Source organism: Streptomyces sp. NPDC002490 (genome assembly GCF_040296045.1).
Lineage (GTDB): Bacteria > Actinomycetota > Actinomycetes > Streptomycetales > Streptomycetaceae > Streptomyces.
In genome coordinates this window covers 24,037-38,677 of the sequence record NZ_JBEOWM010000043.1, presented here as the reverse complement: position 1 = coordinate 38,677, position 14,641 = coordinate 24,037, and the positions used below count along the sequence as shown (strand labels likewise).

14 protein-coding genes and 2 pseudogenes are annotated in these 14,641 nt (G+C 69.3%); 12 read left to right on the top strand and 4 right to left on the bottom strand.

All coding sequences use genetic code 11. From position 1 onward, the window contains the following. Positions 1-466 precede the first annotated feature (466 nt). From ABT092_RS24205 to ABT092_RS24190, 4 genes and pseudogenes are all read left to right on the top strand, one after another. Complete coding sequence (locus tag ABT092_RS24205; RefSeq protein ID WP_351247250.1) at positions 467-1,234, top strand: sigma factor-like helix-turn-helix DNA-binding protein; 768 nt, start codon at positions 467-469, stop codon at positions 1,232-1,234. Next, positions 1,231-2,076: a hypothetical protein gene (locus tag ABT092_RS24200; protein ID WP_351247248.1), complete on the top strand. Its 846-nt coding sequence runs from the start codon at positions 1,231-1,233 to the stop codon at positions 2,074-2,076. The genes ABT092_RS24205 and ABT092_RS24200 overlap by 4 nt, the downstream gene beginning before the upstream one ends. 773 nt (positions 2,077-2,849) lie before the next feature. Next, positions 2,850-3,140: pseudogene (locus ABT092_RS24195) on the top strand (transposase family protein); the annotation flags it as partial. Positions 3,141-3,249: 109 nt separating this feature from the next. Continuing rightward, the gene (locus ABT092_RS24190) at positions 3,250-4,008 is read left to right on the top strand and encodes an ISAs1 family transposase (RefSeq protein WP_351247246.1); all 759 of its coding nucleotides are present in this window, start codon (positions 3,250-3,252) and stop codon (positions 4,006-4,008) included. Positions 4,009-4,167: 159 nt separating this feature from the next. Here ABT092_RS24190 and ABT092_RS24185 read toward each other — a convergent pair whose 3' ends face one another. The 4 genes from ABT092_RS24185 to ABT092_RS24170 form a co-directional block, all read right to left on the bottom strand. Continuing rightward, positions 4,168-5,064: a phosphotransferase family protein gene (locus ABT092_RS24185; protein WP_351247244.1), complete on the bottom strand. Its 897-nt coding sequence runs from the start codon at positions 5,062-5,064 to the stop codon at positions 4,168-4,170. Then, a complete protein-coding gene (locus tag ABT092_RS24180; RefSeq protein WP_351247242.1) occupies positions 5,061-6,437 on the bottom strand; it encodes a helix-turn-helix domain-containing protein in 1,377 nt (458 codons plus the stop codon). Before ABT092_RS24180 ends, ABT092_RS24185 begins: the two co-directional genes overlap by 4 nt. 198 nt (positions 6,438-6,635) lie before the next feature. Further along, positions 6,636-6,842 (bottom strand): DUF397 domain-containing protein, encoded by a 207-nt coding sequence (locus ABT092_RS24175; protein ID WP_351247240.1) that lies wholly within the window; start codon positions 6,840-6,842, stop codon positions 6,636-6,638. Between the two features lie 5 nt (positions 6,843-6,847). After that, on the bottom strand, positions 6,848-7,753 hold the full coding sequence (locus ABT092_RS24170) for a helix-turn-helix domain-containing protein (protein ID WP_351247238.1): 906 nt from the start codon (positions 7,751-7,753) through the stop codon (positions 6,848-6,850). Positions 7,754-8,011: 258 nt separating this feature from the next. On the opposite strand from ABT092_RS24170, the gene ABT092_RS24165 reads away from it, so the two are divergent. From ABT092_RS24165 to ABT092_RS24125, 8 genes and pseudogenes are all read left to right on the top strand, one after another. Next, complete coding sequence (locus ABT092_RS24165; RefSeq protein ID WP_351247236.1) at positions 8,012-8,548, top strand: ATP-binding protein; 537 nt, start codon at positions 8,012-8,014, stop codon at positions 8,546-8,548. Positions 8,549-9,120: 572 nt separating this feature from the next. Then, positions 9,121-10,095, top strand: coding sequence for a D-alanine--D-alanine ligase family protein (locus ABT092_RS24155; RefSeq protein WP_351247232.1), 975 nt, complete (start codon positions 9,121-9,123; stop codon positions 10,093-10,095). 13 nt (positions 10,096-10,108) lie between these two features. Further along, positions 10,109-11,116: a threonine ammonia-lyase gene (locus tag ABT092_RS24150; protein ID WP_351247230.1), complete on the top strand. Its 1,008-nt coding sequence runs from the start codon at positions 10,109-10,111 to the stop codon at positions 11,114-11,116. 10 nt (positions 11,117-11,126) lie between these two features. After that, the gene (locus ABT092_RS24145) at positions 11,127-11,801 is read left to right on the top strand and encodes a C39 family peptidase (protein ID WP_351247229.1); all 675 of its coding nucleotides are present in this window, start codon (positions 11,127-11,129) and stop codon (positions 11,799-11,801) included. A gap of 16 nt (positions 11,802-11,817) precedes the next feature. After that, a complete protein-coding gene (locus ABT092_RS24140; RefSeq protein ID WP_351247228.1) occupies positions 11,818-13,212 on the top strand; it encodes a UDP-N-acetylmuramoyl-tripeptide--D-alanyl-D-alanine ligase in 1,395 nt (464 codons plus the stop codon). 89 nt (positions 13,213-13,301) lie between these two features. Continuing rightward, positions 13,302-13,516, top strand: a pseudogene (locus ABT092_RS24135) (DUF5999 family protein). 53 nt (positions 13,517-13,569) lie between these two features. Beyond that, on the top strand, positions 13,570-13,782 hold the full coding sequence (locus ABT092_RS24130; RefSeq protein WP_351247275.1) for a helix-turn-helix domain-containing protein: 213 nt from the start codon (positions 13,570-13,572) through the stop codon (positions 13,780-13,782). 81 nt (positions 13,783-13,863) lie between these two features. Then, a complete protein-coding gene (locus ABT092_RS24125) occupies positions 13,864-14,388 on the top strand; it encodes an NUDIX hydrolase (RefSeq protein ID WP_351247227.1) in 525 nt (174 codons plus the stop codon). The last annotated feature ends 253 nt before the right edge of the window (positions 14,389-14,641 follow it).

Genomic DNA, 14,641 nt, shown 5'->3' with positions numbered 1-14,641 from the left:
CTATTTTTCCGTGACTCACCGATCACGTTGAGTACTTCTCTGGGTTGGGTCCATGCTGGCCGTTCAGCCTGCTGATCACGCATCAGCACCGTGAAGGCGGGCACCCCCAGACCCCAGTAGAAGAAGGTTCGATGTCCCGTTCGCAGGTGTGGGTCACCATCACCCTGGTGGCGATCCTCGCGTGGAGCACAGCGATGGTGGCGATGGGCCACGACGCGGCGCTCGCTGGACTCTTGCCGTCCGTGGGCCTCCTCGTACAGCAGGCCCACGCAGCATTCCCCAGCCGCACCACAGACCCGGCCACCCGTCGGCAGACTGACCAGGAAGGGACCCCCCGATGACTCCGTCCCTCATCCCGGAACAGCCCGACGCCAGCAAGCCGGGCCGCCGCGGCAGACGACGCCAGCCCATCTCCGACAGGGCGGGCCCCGCCCACCGCACGTGGCTGGAGCAAGTTCGCCACCGTATGACCGCCAGCGGGATGACCCTCAAGACCCTGGAACACCGCAGCGGCTACTCGGCGACAGCCTTGTCCGAGTTGCTGCGCGGCAACTACTACCCCTCCTGGCTCCTCACCTACACCATCGTCCGCACCCTCGACATGCCGGCGCCCCCGATGCTCCGGCTGTGGAGGGCAGCAGCACACGAAGCCTGCAAGGAACCCATCTGGATCACACGCAGCATCGAAGACGTGGCCGCCATGCAGCCCGAAGACCCGCCCCTGGCCTTCCAAGGCCTAGTCGCCGACATGATCGGCCCCTACACCGACTACGCCAGGGTGTTCCTCCAAGTCGACGACCGGGCCCGCGGAACCGTCGCGCGCGCCTTCGACATCCTCTGGGTCCGCTGGGACGAAGCCATCGCCAGCCACAACCCCTACCAGTACGCCTGGGAGATCCTGCGCAACCAGGTCATCGCCCGAGCCCCCCGGCACACCGACGGCAGCCCCGACCTTCGCGCGGCCGCGTGGAGCGCCAGGGTCCCCAACCAAGCTGTCGGACTCGCCGACCGAATCAGCAGCGCCACACACCTCAGCATCATCCTCGACTCCGTCGGGCGACTGCCCAGCGACCACCGCGACGTGGTGGTCCTCCACTACACCTGCGGCCACGAACCGGACAGGGTCGCCACCATCACCGGCACGTCCCCCGCCCTCGTCAACTCCCACCTCAGGCACGCCCACCGCATCCTCCACGAACATCACATTGCCGATACCCCGGGAGCAGCACCGTGACCACCATCGAAGAACTTCTGCGCAGCACACGCCAAGTGGACCGCCCCTGCGTGCCCGCCGACGTGGTCCCCTACGACGACATCGCCTATCCCGACTGCGCCTCCGCTGAGGACCTCGATGTCCCCGCCGGCGCGGACACAGCCAGAGCCCTGTCCATCCTGTGCGAAACGATCATCCTGCGGGATCACCTGGGCATGGACGACTTCCTCGTCGACGATGTCCCCGACGCCCGTGGAGCCTGGATCTTGGGCTGCGCGCTCTACCTCGCCGCCGCCACCGACGACGCACGCTTCCTGTGGCAGTACGCGGCCGGCGTGGGCACCGACATTGACGTCTTCGCCTCCAACGCGGCGTACTGCCTGTCCCTCCTCCACCAGTCCGCCGGCGAACACTACGTCGCCACGTTCTGGGAAACCCAGACCGACATCGACACCGAACCCCGTGCGGAGACCATCGTCCTGCGTGGGGTGCCCGCTCCCGAGGACCGCCTCGGAGTCGACCTCAGCACCCCAACGATCCTCCGTGTCCTGAGCCGCCTCACCAGCACGAACAGGCGATCGGCCTACGTCAGCGCCATTCTGCGCTGCGTCGCCCAGGCATTCATGCCCCGCACCCCCCGCTTCCGTGACCCCGAGGTGGAGATCCCTGCCCTACGTCCTGGATTCGCCCGGCACATCGCGGTCACCGTGAGAAGGAGCACACCACGCCCACCGGCCGCACCGAGCGGAGACCCCGGCCACAAGACCCTGCCCACCCGACCCCAAACCCAAGGGTCCGAGATCAAGAAGTCCTCCTGCAACAGGAGAAAAACCCTTCAAACAACCACAATGCACTCAGCTTGACCAACCGATCACCCTGGCCGGGTCCGCGAACCAACCGATGAGTCCAGGGCCGCGATCAACACGCTGCCCACCAGCCGATCACACGACGAGCTCCAAGAGGATGTCGTCGAGAGGCCGGGCACGTCCAGCGATGGCCAGCCGGCGGTTTCCGAGGTCAACGTCGTCGAACATGGCGGTGGCGATCTGGGCCACCCGGGCAGCGTGGACCGCCGCGAGTACGCCTGAGCCGCTACGCATCCGAGTGGGTGGAAACCGAGTTGCACTGGGGACTCGCGGTGGATGAGACGGAGAGGCAACCGCTGTACACGCTGGCCGCGGACTGCACCGACAGCATGGTGTCGTGGGAACCCGCGACCTGAGCAGGCGGGAACCACAAGCCAGCCGCTCCTGCGCCGACGGCGCAGGAGCGGATCTGCGTCTGCCCCTTCAGCCACCCCCCTGGGCCCATGAGCCAAGGGCCGGCGCGCTCCCCCCTCCGAACGCCGGTGCTTCGCCCCGGGCCGCCGCACCAGAGCCCGGGACAGCCGGGGCCACCTGCCGCTCCGGGACCGCCCGACCGTGCACCGCGTTGCTGAGGACCACGCCCGGGCCAGGTGTTCTCACCGACCGCTGCCCCCAGGGGCCGTTGCGTGATCGCGATTGGTCCGGAGTGCCGCGCTGGCCAATGGGACACCCCGGTTTGGGCAGGAGGCGGACGCAGTACAGGCACGGTCTCAGCGATCATGTGAGTGTCGAAGTCCCATGAACACCTGGCGAGTCCGTGCCTGCCTCCCATGCCCACCATGCTGGCCCAACTGGGCCGGACTGCCGGGCCGGTCCCTCTGGCGGACGCGGTCGCACTGTCCGGCTTCCTGGATCTGGTGTCCGACCCGCGGGGCGTCCGTGGCCGCCGCTACCGGTTGTCCGCCCTGGTCGCCGCGGCCGCGGCGAGTGTCCTGGCCGGTGCCCGCTCCCTGACCGCGATCACGGAATGGATCGGCGATGTCCCTGCGTGGGCCTGCCGGGTTCTCGGCTTCCCCACCGATCCGCTCTCCGGCACCGTGTCCGTCCCGCATCCCCACACCCTGCGCCGTCTGCTCGTCCAGCTCGACGGCGACGCCCTGGACCGGGCGATCGGTGCCTTCCTCACCGCCCGCGCCACCCCGGCCGGCCCCGGACTGCGGGCGATCGCTGTTGACGGCAAGGCCCTGCGCGGCTCGCGCACCCGCGTCACCGGGCACGTCACCCTGCTCGCCGGGCCACACCGGTCACGTCCTGGCACAGCGCCAGGTCGCCGACAAGAGCAACGAGATCCCCGTCTTCCGGCCCCTGCTGGACAGCGTCGACCTGACCGGCACGGTCATCACCGCCGACGCGCTGCACACCCAGCACGCTCACGGCACCTACCTCCGCGGGCGCGGTGCCCACTACATCGCCCAGGTCAAGGCCAACCATCCCGGCCTCTTCAACCGCGTCCGCCGCCTGCCCTGGCGCGAGACCACGCTCGACCACCACGACCGCACCCGGGCTCACCCCCGCCTGGAGATCCGGCGGCTCAAGACCGTCGCCTTCGCCCACCTCGACTACCCCGACGCACGTCAGGCCCTGCAAGTCGTGCGCTGGAGGATGGACTTCACCAGCGGCAGGCTCACCGTCGAGCGTGTCTACCTGATCACCAGCCTGCCGCCCGGCGCGGTCACCGGCGCCCAACTCGCGGACTGGATCAGAGGCCACTGGAAGATCGAAAAGCTTCTGCACCACGTCCGCGACCACACGTTCCGCGAGGACGACTCCAAGATCCGTGCAGGTCATCTCCCGCGCATCATGGCCGGCCTACGCAACCTCGCCATCGGCGTCCACCGCCAGGACCGCCACGCCAACATCGCCGCCGCCCTACGTCACACCGCTCGCGACTGGCGCAGGCCCCTGACCGCCCTCGGCACCACCGGATGAATCCGGACAGACCTCAATCATGCAAGGGACCCTGCCTCCGACCTCCACCGCCTCCTCGGCATCGCACCAGAGCTTCCTGCTGGACCGGCCGGGCCGGGCGGGTAGGTTCAGCCGTAGTGGCAGCCGGGCAGACACCGGGCAGGTCTTCCCGGTCGTCCCTCACCCCACGGCCTCCCAACGCCAAGGGCGAGGACCCCGAAGCCCGCGGACGCAGGCAAGCCGGTGCTCCGCCTGCCAAAGGGCGCTGGGGTCTCGAGCCGCGGCCTGGAAGGCGAAGGTCACGAGGCGAAGCTCTCGCACGGCCCGCATGACCGGGTACCCGCTCCAGGTCCGGACGTCGTAGCCGTACGCGGCGCAGAACCGGTCGTACTCGTCGGTGGTGAGCGTGTCGAAGCTGTCCATCTTGATGGCCGTCGAGGTGAGGTCCCACTCGCGCAGGCCCAGCGACACCCGCTCGAAGTCCAAGAGGAACCGTCGGCCGTCCGACGTGACCGCGCAGTTCCCTTCCCACGCGTCGCCGTGGATCACACACAAGGGACGTCCGGCTGGAAGGCCCACCCAGGCACGCTGGAGTTCGTCGAGGCGGTCGAGGAGGAACCGCCGGTCGGCTTCCCCGAGGGAACGCGCGGCTTCGATCCGCGCTCTGACCCTGACGAAGGGCGCCATCCGGCCGAGCGGGAGCTCAACGGGCGGGGTCAACTCGTGCAGTTGGCGCAGGAGGGGGGCCAGATCGGACGGTGTCCCGCTCCGGTGCGGTGGCAACTCTTCCCAGAAGGTGGCTGCCCGTCCATCGACCTGCACGGGCTGTTCCCGATCGAGGGGGCGTACGGTCGGCAGTCCTTCGTTGGCGAGCCACCGGGTTACTGCCACTTCACGGGCCGCCGCCGCGGACTGGCCCGCGCGGGCAATCCGCACGACGGCACCTCCCTGGCCCCGGAGCAGCCAGAGATCGTTCTCGGCGAGACGGATCGGTATCGCTCCGACGGAGGACAGCCCGGCGGCCAAGGTGACCCGATGCAGGAGGTCGAACGGTTCCTCGACGGGTTCGGGCGTCACGCTTGGATGACACCCTTGATCCGCAAGCGCAGTTCGGAGACCTCCGGGGACTTGTATCGGGCCGCTGCCCGAGCGAGGGACCGGACGTCGTCGACAGCCCGCCGGGAACTGAGGCGTCCAACTTCGTCCAGAGCCCGATGCCCGGTAGCCACTGCCTCGTGCGGATCTCCCGTGGACATCATGAGGGTCGCCAGCTTCGTACCCGAGAGCGCCCGGGAACGGACGTACGCCTGGGTGTGACCGTTGACAGCGGTCCGGAGCCGTTCGGCTGCCTGACGAGGGCTCTGCCCATGCAGGAGGGCGATATCGAACAGTGCGTGACCCGTATCGCCGTAGTGCTGGGCGTGGTCGTAGAACGCCATCCAGGCCACGTCCTCCCCGAGCCTCGCCCGGCTGAACGCGTCGTCGGACTGGCCGATCGCGGCCACGGTCTCCTGCCGGTTCTCCATCCTGGCCCAGGCGCGTGCCCTCGCGTTGTGCAGCATGGCCTGCTCGCGGGGAGTCAGCCTTTCGGCCCGCACCAATCCGTTCTCGGCATGGGCGAGACCGGTGTCTGGCGAACCAAGCCAGACCTCTTGGCGGGCGAGCACGTTGAGGGCCCGAGCCCGCAGATGCCAGTTGTCGGAGGCCTCTGCGCAATGGACACCGAAGGCCACCAGTCGGCGGGCGTTCTCGTGTTCGTAGGCATCGAATGCCGAAGCGCCGATCGTGATGGCCAGTCGCCCAACCGCAGTGAAGAGGTCGCTCTCCAGGTCAGGTGGACACTTCACCTCAAGGAGGTTCTTGGCCCAGGTCAGGTGGCCGATGGAAGCCTCCCGGACCATCCCACCGCCCCCGTGGAGGTTGTCCCACTCGGCAAGGGTGGCGGAGGCCGCGCACACCTGCTCAATGTCCTCGGCGTGAACGGTTCTGGGCGGGGGGCTCTGCCTAGACCGTGGGATGAGATCGGCGAGGGCCACGGGGAGAGCAACTCCACCGCTGACGAAGACGCGGCGTTCCACGGGAGGGACTCCATTCAGACGAGATGTTCGGCCCGGGTCCAGGATGCCCGCGCATTCCTGCTCGACGCCGTTCGTGGAACAAGAGCACTCGGGGTTGTCCGCATCAGCACGCCTCTTGTCCGCTTCCACTCGGCTCCATAGTCGACGTAAGGCGCCGCCAGCGTCGAGAGCATCATCGAGTCGGCCAGCCAGGATCGCGTCGCACGGGCGCTCGTTCTTCTCGATGCGCTCGATCGTTGTACCACTCAGGTTGACCAGGGCGCCCAACTGTCTTGAGGACAGCTTGCGTACCCGTCGCCAGTTCCGAAGTTCCACGCCCCACCAGTCCCGCGTGGACTTCATGTCGTCCAGCGGTCTCGGCTTCTGCGCCATCGCGTCCTCCGAGCAACGTGATGCGGACAGAGCGTCAGACACGTGCCTGTCCGCATCAGCGAGAGATTCCGAACCGTTCGGGCCAGGCTGTTGCTCGCCCGTTCCGCCAGGTCCCTGGACGAGCCCGGCGCCCCACTCTGGCGGTGTGGCCCCGCCCAGATCCAGGGTGTCCGGGACGAGCCACGAGCCCCCGGTCGTTCAGCTGGGGCGCTGGTGAAGCGCGCCTGCGCAGACTGCGTCGGTGAAGGCGGTCCATGAGCTGTGGGTGAGACCGACAACGGGTCCTCCAGGGATTTTTGAGTCCCGAACGAGGACCACCTGGGGCACGTTCATCGCGCACTCGACGCACTCGTTCTGGGGCGAGGCGCTATAGCTGCTCTTGAACCACTGGGGCGACTGTTCCACGTTCTTCAGCTCCGGTTTCGCAGGTGGGACTTGCTGGCCTCGGCGATCATGTCGGCCGAGGATGCTGGGTCAAGCGCCTCGCGGCGTAGGAACGCCATTGCGCGGGCGAACTCCTCCCGGGCCTGGTCCTCTTCGAGGATCAAGGCTCCGAGCTGGTTTTCGACGAAGGTGATGTCCAGGGAAGGATCGGAACCGCCGTACACGATGAAGCTATTGACTCCGGCGGTGCAGACCCCGACCGAGAAGGGCAGGACCTGGATCGTGATACGGGGTTCGCTTCCTCGCTTCAGTAGGTAGTCGAGCTGGGCGGACATGACCTCCGGGCCACCCACTGCACGCCGGATGACGGATTCGTCCAACACCAGGTGGTACTGGGGCGGGGTGGGGCGATCGAGGATCTGCTGGCGCCGCCGCCTCATGAACAGGTACCCCTCAAGGTCCTCGTCGGACAGCTCGCTGCCGGGCGTCGCCTTGATTGCCCTTGCGTACTCCATGGTCTGCAGCAGGCCCGGGACAACGCCCACCGTGTGCTGGTTGATTCGGGTTGCCTCGTCCTCGACGGCGTACAGCAGCCGCATCGGTTCAGCCAGCTTGGTCGCGTAGGGAACCCACCACCCGTCCTTGACCTTGGAGTTCTTCGCCAGGTCTACGAGGGCTTCCCGTTCTTCGTCCGAGGCACCGTACGCGCGGCAGAGCATCTCGACGTGGCCCCAGCGAACGTTGCCCTTCGCGCGCTCGTACCTGCTGACCGTCGCCTTCGAAAGTCCGGCCAGTTCGCCGGCGCGCTCGGCGGTCATGCCCCGCTGCTCCCGAAGGGCCAGCAGCCTGAGACCGAGTTGCCTCCGGCGGGCCGTCGGTTCGTTCTCCTCGCCTGGCCTGCTACGAGCGGTCCCCTTGGACGGTTCCGTCATGACCACGCTCCCCTTGGTGGATGCAGCAAGTGTTGCCGCTGACCTACGGCAGCGACAAGGAAGTTACACGGTGGAACAACTGGTCCTGCCGACTGGGCATAGGTACGGAACGACCATGCGGACACTTCCGCAGTGAGCGTTACATGCGGAGAGATCCCGGTGCCATACTCCAACCCGATCGCTACCGGAGGCAGTTATTTCGGGACTCCGGGTGATCGCGATGAGAGGTGCATTACTCCTCAAACAAGGATGTTTGCCATGAAGTCCTTGACCGACTCCGTCGCTCCCCACGAGAGGGGGTGCGCGATGCCCGTGGCTCTGCGCGGCCACGTCACAGCGGTCGTTAGCCCTGCATCACGCCCGATCGCCGAGCACCACGCCGTGGTCTTCGAGTGCCGCCGCGTTGACGGCCAAGCGATCCGCCCCCAGGACGCACGCCATGTCGCGCAGATGCGCCGTATCGGGCGTATGTCGCTTCACCAATGGGGGCTGCGACAGGTCGTAGATGACGCCTTGTTGATCATCAGTGAGTTGGTCACCAACGCCATTGAGAACGGTGAGGGGACCGCCGTCGGCTTCTCGATCTCGTACTCGGGAACGACCGTGCGCATCGAGGTGGCTGACGGGTCCCACGACCGGCCGTGTGTTCGCAGCCAGAGCGGGACCTATGAGGAGCGCGGGCGGGGCCTGGTGTTGGTCGAGAGCATCGCCAGTTCCTGGGGGGCCAGCGAAGACGGCACTCGCACCTGGTGTGAACTCCAGGTCGCCGAGGGCTGGCAGGGGGAGCCGGCGTGACGCGGACCGGTCACGGTCCTGCCGGCCGCGAGCCGCGACGTCTGGAGGTGGAGCGGTGGAGGCCACCGCACAGCCGGGGAGTGCTGGAGCGGCTGCTCGGAGCGCTCAGGGTGTACCAGCCGGGTTCCTTCAGTGCGGCACGAGCGACCCTTGAAGCTGTGCGGGGCGAGGGCCCCTGCGCGAACAGCCCGACGATTCGGGAACTGACCGGGCGTCTCCACGAGCAGCTTGAGGAGCTTGCACCCGTGCTCCGGGAACGGTCCCGTGCGGGCCCCCGTCGACGAGACCTCCGGGCACTTCGGCAGGCCGAGTATCTGCTCCGGGTCGGAGAGGCACTCACCATGACCCAGGCCCGGCGTCATCTGGACGACTTGGTGGACGTCACGCAGGACGTCCTGCGGTGCCTGGCCGTGAACGCTGTCCCGGTGGACAGCTCCGCCCGGGAAGGGCGGGCCCCTCCTGGCGGGACCTGCACCCAGCTGACGGCAGAGGCCATCCGGCCTGCTGCTGCGGTGAGTTGATCGGTCACCTGTCAGGCAACGACGTTCAGCCCTCTGTTGAAGGAGCGGTTCATGGAGATCGAAGTCCTTACCCCCGGCGAGTTCGCCGCCCCCGTGGCGGTCATCACCGGTGGTTGGTCCCGGGAGCGGGACCGGGCCCTGCTCTCGGGCTCCACTGCGGCCGGAGCCCTACGGGATCTCGGCATCGAGACCCGGGTGCTGGATCTGGAGAAGGACAAGAAGTCCTTGGTGACGACGTTGCAGGGAACCGAGCTGGCGCTGCTCGCTATCGCGGGGCGTGGCGCGGAGGACGGTCGGTTGCAGGGGTTGTTGGAGTCGATCGGTGTTGCGTACACCGGTAGTGGGGTGTTCGCTTCCGCGGTGGGGATGCACAAGGTCATCGCGAAGGATCTCGTGGCCGCCTGCGGGGTCCGTGTTCCGGCTGGAACCGTTGTCGTGCCGGGGGCTTCGCCGGAGATCGAGGCGCGGCGGATCGAGGGTGTGTGCGGTCTGCCGGTGATCGTGAAGCCGGTGAGTGAGGGTGGGTCCATCGGTCTGGCCCTGGCCCGGTCCCGGGAGGAACTCGCCACGGTGGTTCGGGAGGGGGCGGGGGCGCCGATGATGGCGGAGGAGTACGTCGATGGCCGGCCGGTCAGCGTCGGGATTCTCCAGGGCCCGGACGGCGGGCTGGAGATACTGCCGCCGCTGGAGACGGACACCGCCGGGGGCGTGTACTCCTACTCGGCGAAGCGGCAGCCGGGGCTCACGACCTACCACTGCCCGGCGCGGTTCTCCGACGAGGTCCTCAGCGATCTGGAGATCGCCGCCCGGCGGGCGCACCTGGCGCTGCACTGTCACGGCTACTCCCGTCACGACTTCGTCGTCTCCCCGGAGCGGGGTGCGGTGTGGCTGGAGGTCAACACGCTCCCGGGGCTGTCCCGGGAGGGGAACCTCGCCCGGATGGCCCACGCCGCCGGGCTCTCGTACGAGCAGCTCCTGGCCCACATCGTCCGCACGGCCCGTACCGACCGCAGCGTCCAGCCCTGAAGGAGCGAGACCTATGGCTCTGCTGACATCGCACGACGTGCTTGCCGCCGCCGACCGTATCCATCACCTGGTGGCGCGGACGCCGCTGCTGACCTCGTCCGTCGTCGACGAGTGCCTCGGCCGGGAGGTCGTGGTCAAGGCCGAGAACATGCAGCTCACCGGCAGTTTCAAGATCCGGGGCGCGTTCAACGCCGTCGCCGCCCTGCCCCCTGGGGCGCGCGGGGCGGGCATCGTGGGGGCGTCGTCCGGGAACCACGGCCTGGCCCTGGCGCTCGCGGGCCGCCACTTCGGTGCCCCGGTCACCGTGGTGATCCCGGCCGACGCGCCGGAGACCAAGGTCCAGGGGATCAGGGCGCTCGGCGCGACGATCGTCACCTACGACCGGACCACGGGCCAAAGGGACGAGATCGTGCACGACCTGTCCAAGCGGTACGGCCTGTCAGTCGTGCCCTCGTCCGACTCCCACCCGGTGATCGCCGGGGCCGGGACGGCAGCCCTGGACCTGCTGCGCGAACGCCCCGACCTGGCCGCGGTCCTGGTCGCGGTCGGCGGCGGCGGGCTCGCCGCCGGAACCTGCCTGGCCGCCTCCGATCGGGAGACGAAGACCAGCGTGTACGGGGTGGAGCCCGAGGCCGCCGACGACACCCACCGCTCCCTCCTGGCCGGTCACCGGGTGGACATCCCGGTCCCGTCCACGATCGCGGACGGCCTCGGACACACCCAGCCGGGCGCCTTCACCTTCGAGGTCAACCGCAGGCTCCTGGCCGGGATCGTGACGGTGCCGGAGGACCTGATCGCCGACTCGATGGCCTTCCTCTGGCGCCACTACCGCACCACCGCCGAACCGTCCGGCGCGGTCGCCTTCGCCGGACTCCTCCACGCCGCCGGACGGCTGCCCCCGGGACCGGTGGGCGTGATCCTCTCCGGCGGCAACGTCGACTGGCCCCGCTTCCAGACCCTCCTCGACACCGCCACCACCCGAGAGGACCACCACCCCCATGCTGCCGCCCTGCTGCGATGAGACCGGCCCCATGAACTCCCGGCCCGTGCACACGGTGCCCGTCATCACCCAGTACGCCAGCCCCGACCTGGTCAACGCCATCGCCTACCAGGGCCACGACCCAGGGGACGACCCCGCGTGGGCGACCAGCGGCGCCCGCACCCGCGAGGAATACCGCACCTGGTGCCGCCACCTGTGCGGCATGGCCTGCCTCCAGATGGCCCTGCGCCACCGCGACGGCCACACGCCCACCCTCTTCGGCCTCCTCGACGGCGCCCGCCACCACGGCGCGTACATCGAGAACGCCGACGGGATCAAGGGCCTGATCTACGCCCCGTTCGTCCAGTACGTGCGGGCCGCGCACGGACTGGCCGCCACGGTCCATCCCCGGCTCAGTATGGACGAACTTCTCGGACTGCTGGATCAGGGGCACCTGGTGATGGCGTCCGTCTCGAAGGGAATCCGCACCCCGGACCAGGACCCGCCGCGCCGGGGCGGACACCTCGTCCTGGTCCGGGGCCGCACCCCCGAAGGCGACCTCGTCTTCAACAACCCCTCCGGCCACACCACGGCCTCCCAGGAAGCGGCACTTCCCGCCGAACGCTTCGCCGACTTCTTCGGAGGCCGCGGCATCGACCTCGACCTCCGCGCCCACACCCCCGCACCGTCCGCCGACAGCGCCCCCGCCCGTACGTCCGCGAACTGATCAGAAAGACCCGCCCGTGGAACCGATGTCCCTCGCCGCCATCGCCAGCGTGACCGGCGGCCACCTCACCGACGTGCCCGACCCCGACACCCAAGTCACCGCACCACTCGACTTCGACTCCCGCACCACCCAGCCCGGCGGCCTCTTCCTCGCCCTCCCCGGAGAGCAGACCGACGGACACGCCTTCGCGGCCGACGCCGTCCGCACCGGAGCCGCCGCCGTCCTGGCCACCCGCCCCGTGGGAACACCGGCGATCGTCGTCGACGACGTCCTCGTCGGCGCGGCCCGCCTCGCCGGACACCTGGTCCGCTCCTGCCTCCCGGACACCACGATCGTCGCGGTCACCGGCTCGGCGGGCAAGACCAGCACCAAAGACCTCATCGCCCAACTACTCCCCACCGCAGGCCCGACCGTCGCCACCGAACAGTCCTACAACAACGAGATCGGCCTGCCGCTCACCGTCAGCCGCGCCACCGCCGACACCCGCTATCTGGTCCTGGAGATGGGCGCCCGCCACCTCGGCGACCTCCACGCCCTCACCACCGTGGCACCGCCCCGGATCAGCGTCGTCACCAACGTCGGCACCGCGCACCTCGGCGAGTTCGGCAGCCAGGACGCGATCGCCCAGGCCAAGGGCGAGATCATCGAAGCCCTCCCGTCCCACGGGGTGGCCGTCCTCAACGCCGACGACCCCCGCGTCCTGGACATGGGGCACCGGACCGACGCCCGGGTCGTCAGCTTCGGTACCACCAAGCACGCCGACGTCCACGCGACCGGCATCACCCTCGACGCCGAGGGACGGCCGCGGTTCACCCTCGTCACCCCGGCGGGCGCCGCCCCGGTCCGGCTGCGGCTCACCGGCGAGCACCAGGTGCTCAACGCGCTTGCCGCCGCCGCGGTCGCCCTCGAAACCAGCCTCTGTGCTGACGACGTCGCCGAACTCCTGAGCGCGGCGACCGCCCAGTCCCGGTGGCGGATGGAGACCACCACCCGGGCGGACGGCGTCACCATCGTCAACGACGCCTACAACGCCAACCCCGACTCCATGCGCTCCTCTCTGGAAACCCTCACCGCCATGGGCCAGGCCGCGGACCGCAGGACCATCGCGGTCCTGGGACAGATGAACGAACTCGGCCCCCAATCACGCACCGCCCACGAGGCCATCGGCCGCGCCGCCGCGTCCCTCGGCGTCGACCAGCTCGTCGTCATCGGCGGCGACGAGGCCCGCTGGATGCAGGAGGCCGCCAAGGCCGCCGGACTCGGCGCCGTCCACCTGCCCGACCAGGACACCGCCCGCGCCCTCCTCCGGCAGACCCTCCTCCCCGGCGACATCGTCCTGGTCAAGGCCAGCCGCGACGTCCAGCTCCAGCAGCTCGCCGAAGCCCTCCAACTCCTCCAGGCCGCCGACTAGAACACCCCAGTTGCTCGGGGGCCGGCACCGGCCCCGGGCAGCCAGCCCCACCCTCCTGCTTCCCTCCTTCGCCCAGAGATGAACTCGCCGTGCCCGGAAACGACCCGGCCCCTTGCCCCCGCGGATGCGCCCACCACCCGCCGTGCCCCGCGCCGGACGCCGAGGACCGCTCCGCCGCCGTCGGCGTAACCGCGACTACGTCACCGGCTGGGCCCTGCTCTGCAACGGCGTCCTCCACTTCGACGACACCGGAGAACTGCTCCCCAACGGGCAGATCATCGCCCCGGTCACCCACGCCGCGTAACACCCACGCCACCCGCCAGAGAGAAGAGAACGGTGTCCGACACCCTCGACGACCTGCCCGTACTCCCCTACGCCAAGCGCCTCGACCCCAGGGAGAACGGGGAGACCTTCGCACGGATCGCCCGCGCCTACGACGACGGCGCCAGCATCCGGACCATCGCCGCGAAGACCGGCCGCTCGTACGGCTTCATCCACCGACTGCTGGCCCAACGCCCGGACATCACCTTCCGCGAACGCGGCGGAGCCAACAGGCACCGCACCACCTGACCCCCTCCACCCCGTACCCCCGCCCGGGCCGCGCCCGCACGACCGGTCCGGGCGGGCCTCCCCTCCGAAAGGCGCAACGTCATGGCCCCCCACCTCGAAGTCCACGTCCTCGTCGCCACCGAGCAGATGCGACGGGGGTTCCAGCTCCAGGGCCCGGACGGCCGGTGGGCGCTCCCGCACACGCCGGTCCGCGATGGCGAGTCCATCGCGGACGCCACCGCCCGGATCATCCGCTCCACCCTCGACCTGCCCGCCCGGCGAGCCCGCGTCCTGTGCGTCGACCACGCCCCGCGTGGCGGGCCGGACCAGTCCGGCGTCCTCACCTTCGTCATGGACGGCGGCACCCTCACCGACGACCTCGCGGAGCGGGTGATGCGGCACACCCCCACACCGGCCCCGCGCCGCTGGGCCACGCTCGACGAGTTCCGCGACGCGACGCCTGTCGTCCACCAGGCACTGGTGATGCGGCTCACCGATCGGCTGACCGTCGCGGTCCTCACCAATGGCGTCTCCGACGTAGAACGCGCGACGGCGTGCGCGGACGGTCCGATCCTGCTGGACCAGTTCCGGAGTGCCAAGAATCTCAACGGGCAGGCGCGGTCGTGACGAGGAACGAACCGAACAAGGTCCCGGCAGCAGTCTGCCCAGCCGAAGGCGGGCAGGGAAAGAGGACGGCCCTGCCCGCTCTGCTGACCGAGTGGGCGCGAGAGCCTCGCGGACCGGGTGGCGGTGACGGCACTCATCGAGGACGACGACCTCGTCCACCAGGACACGGTCCGTGCCGCCCTTGTCGTGCAAACGCGAGAAGGCCAGATCATATGCGACTGGGGCCGACTTGCCCGCCGCAACCACGTCTTTG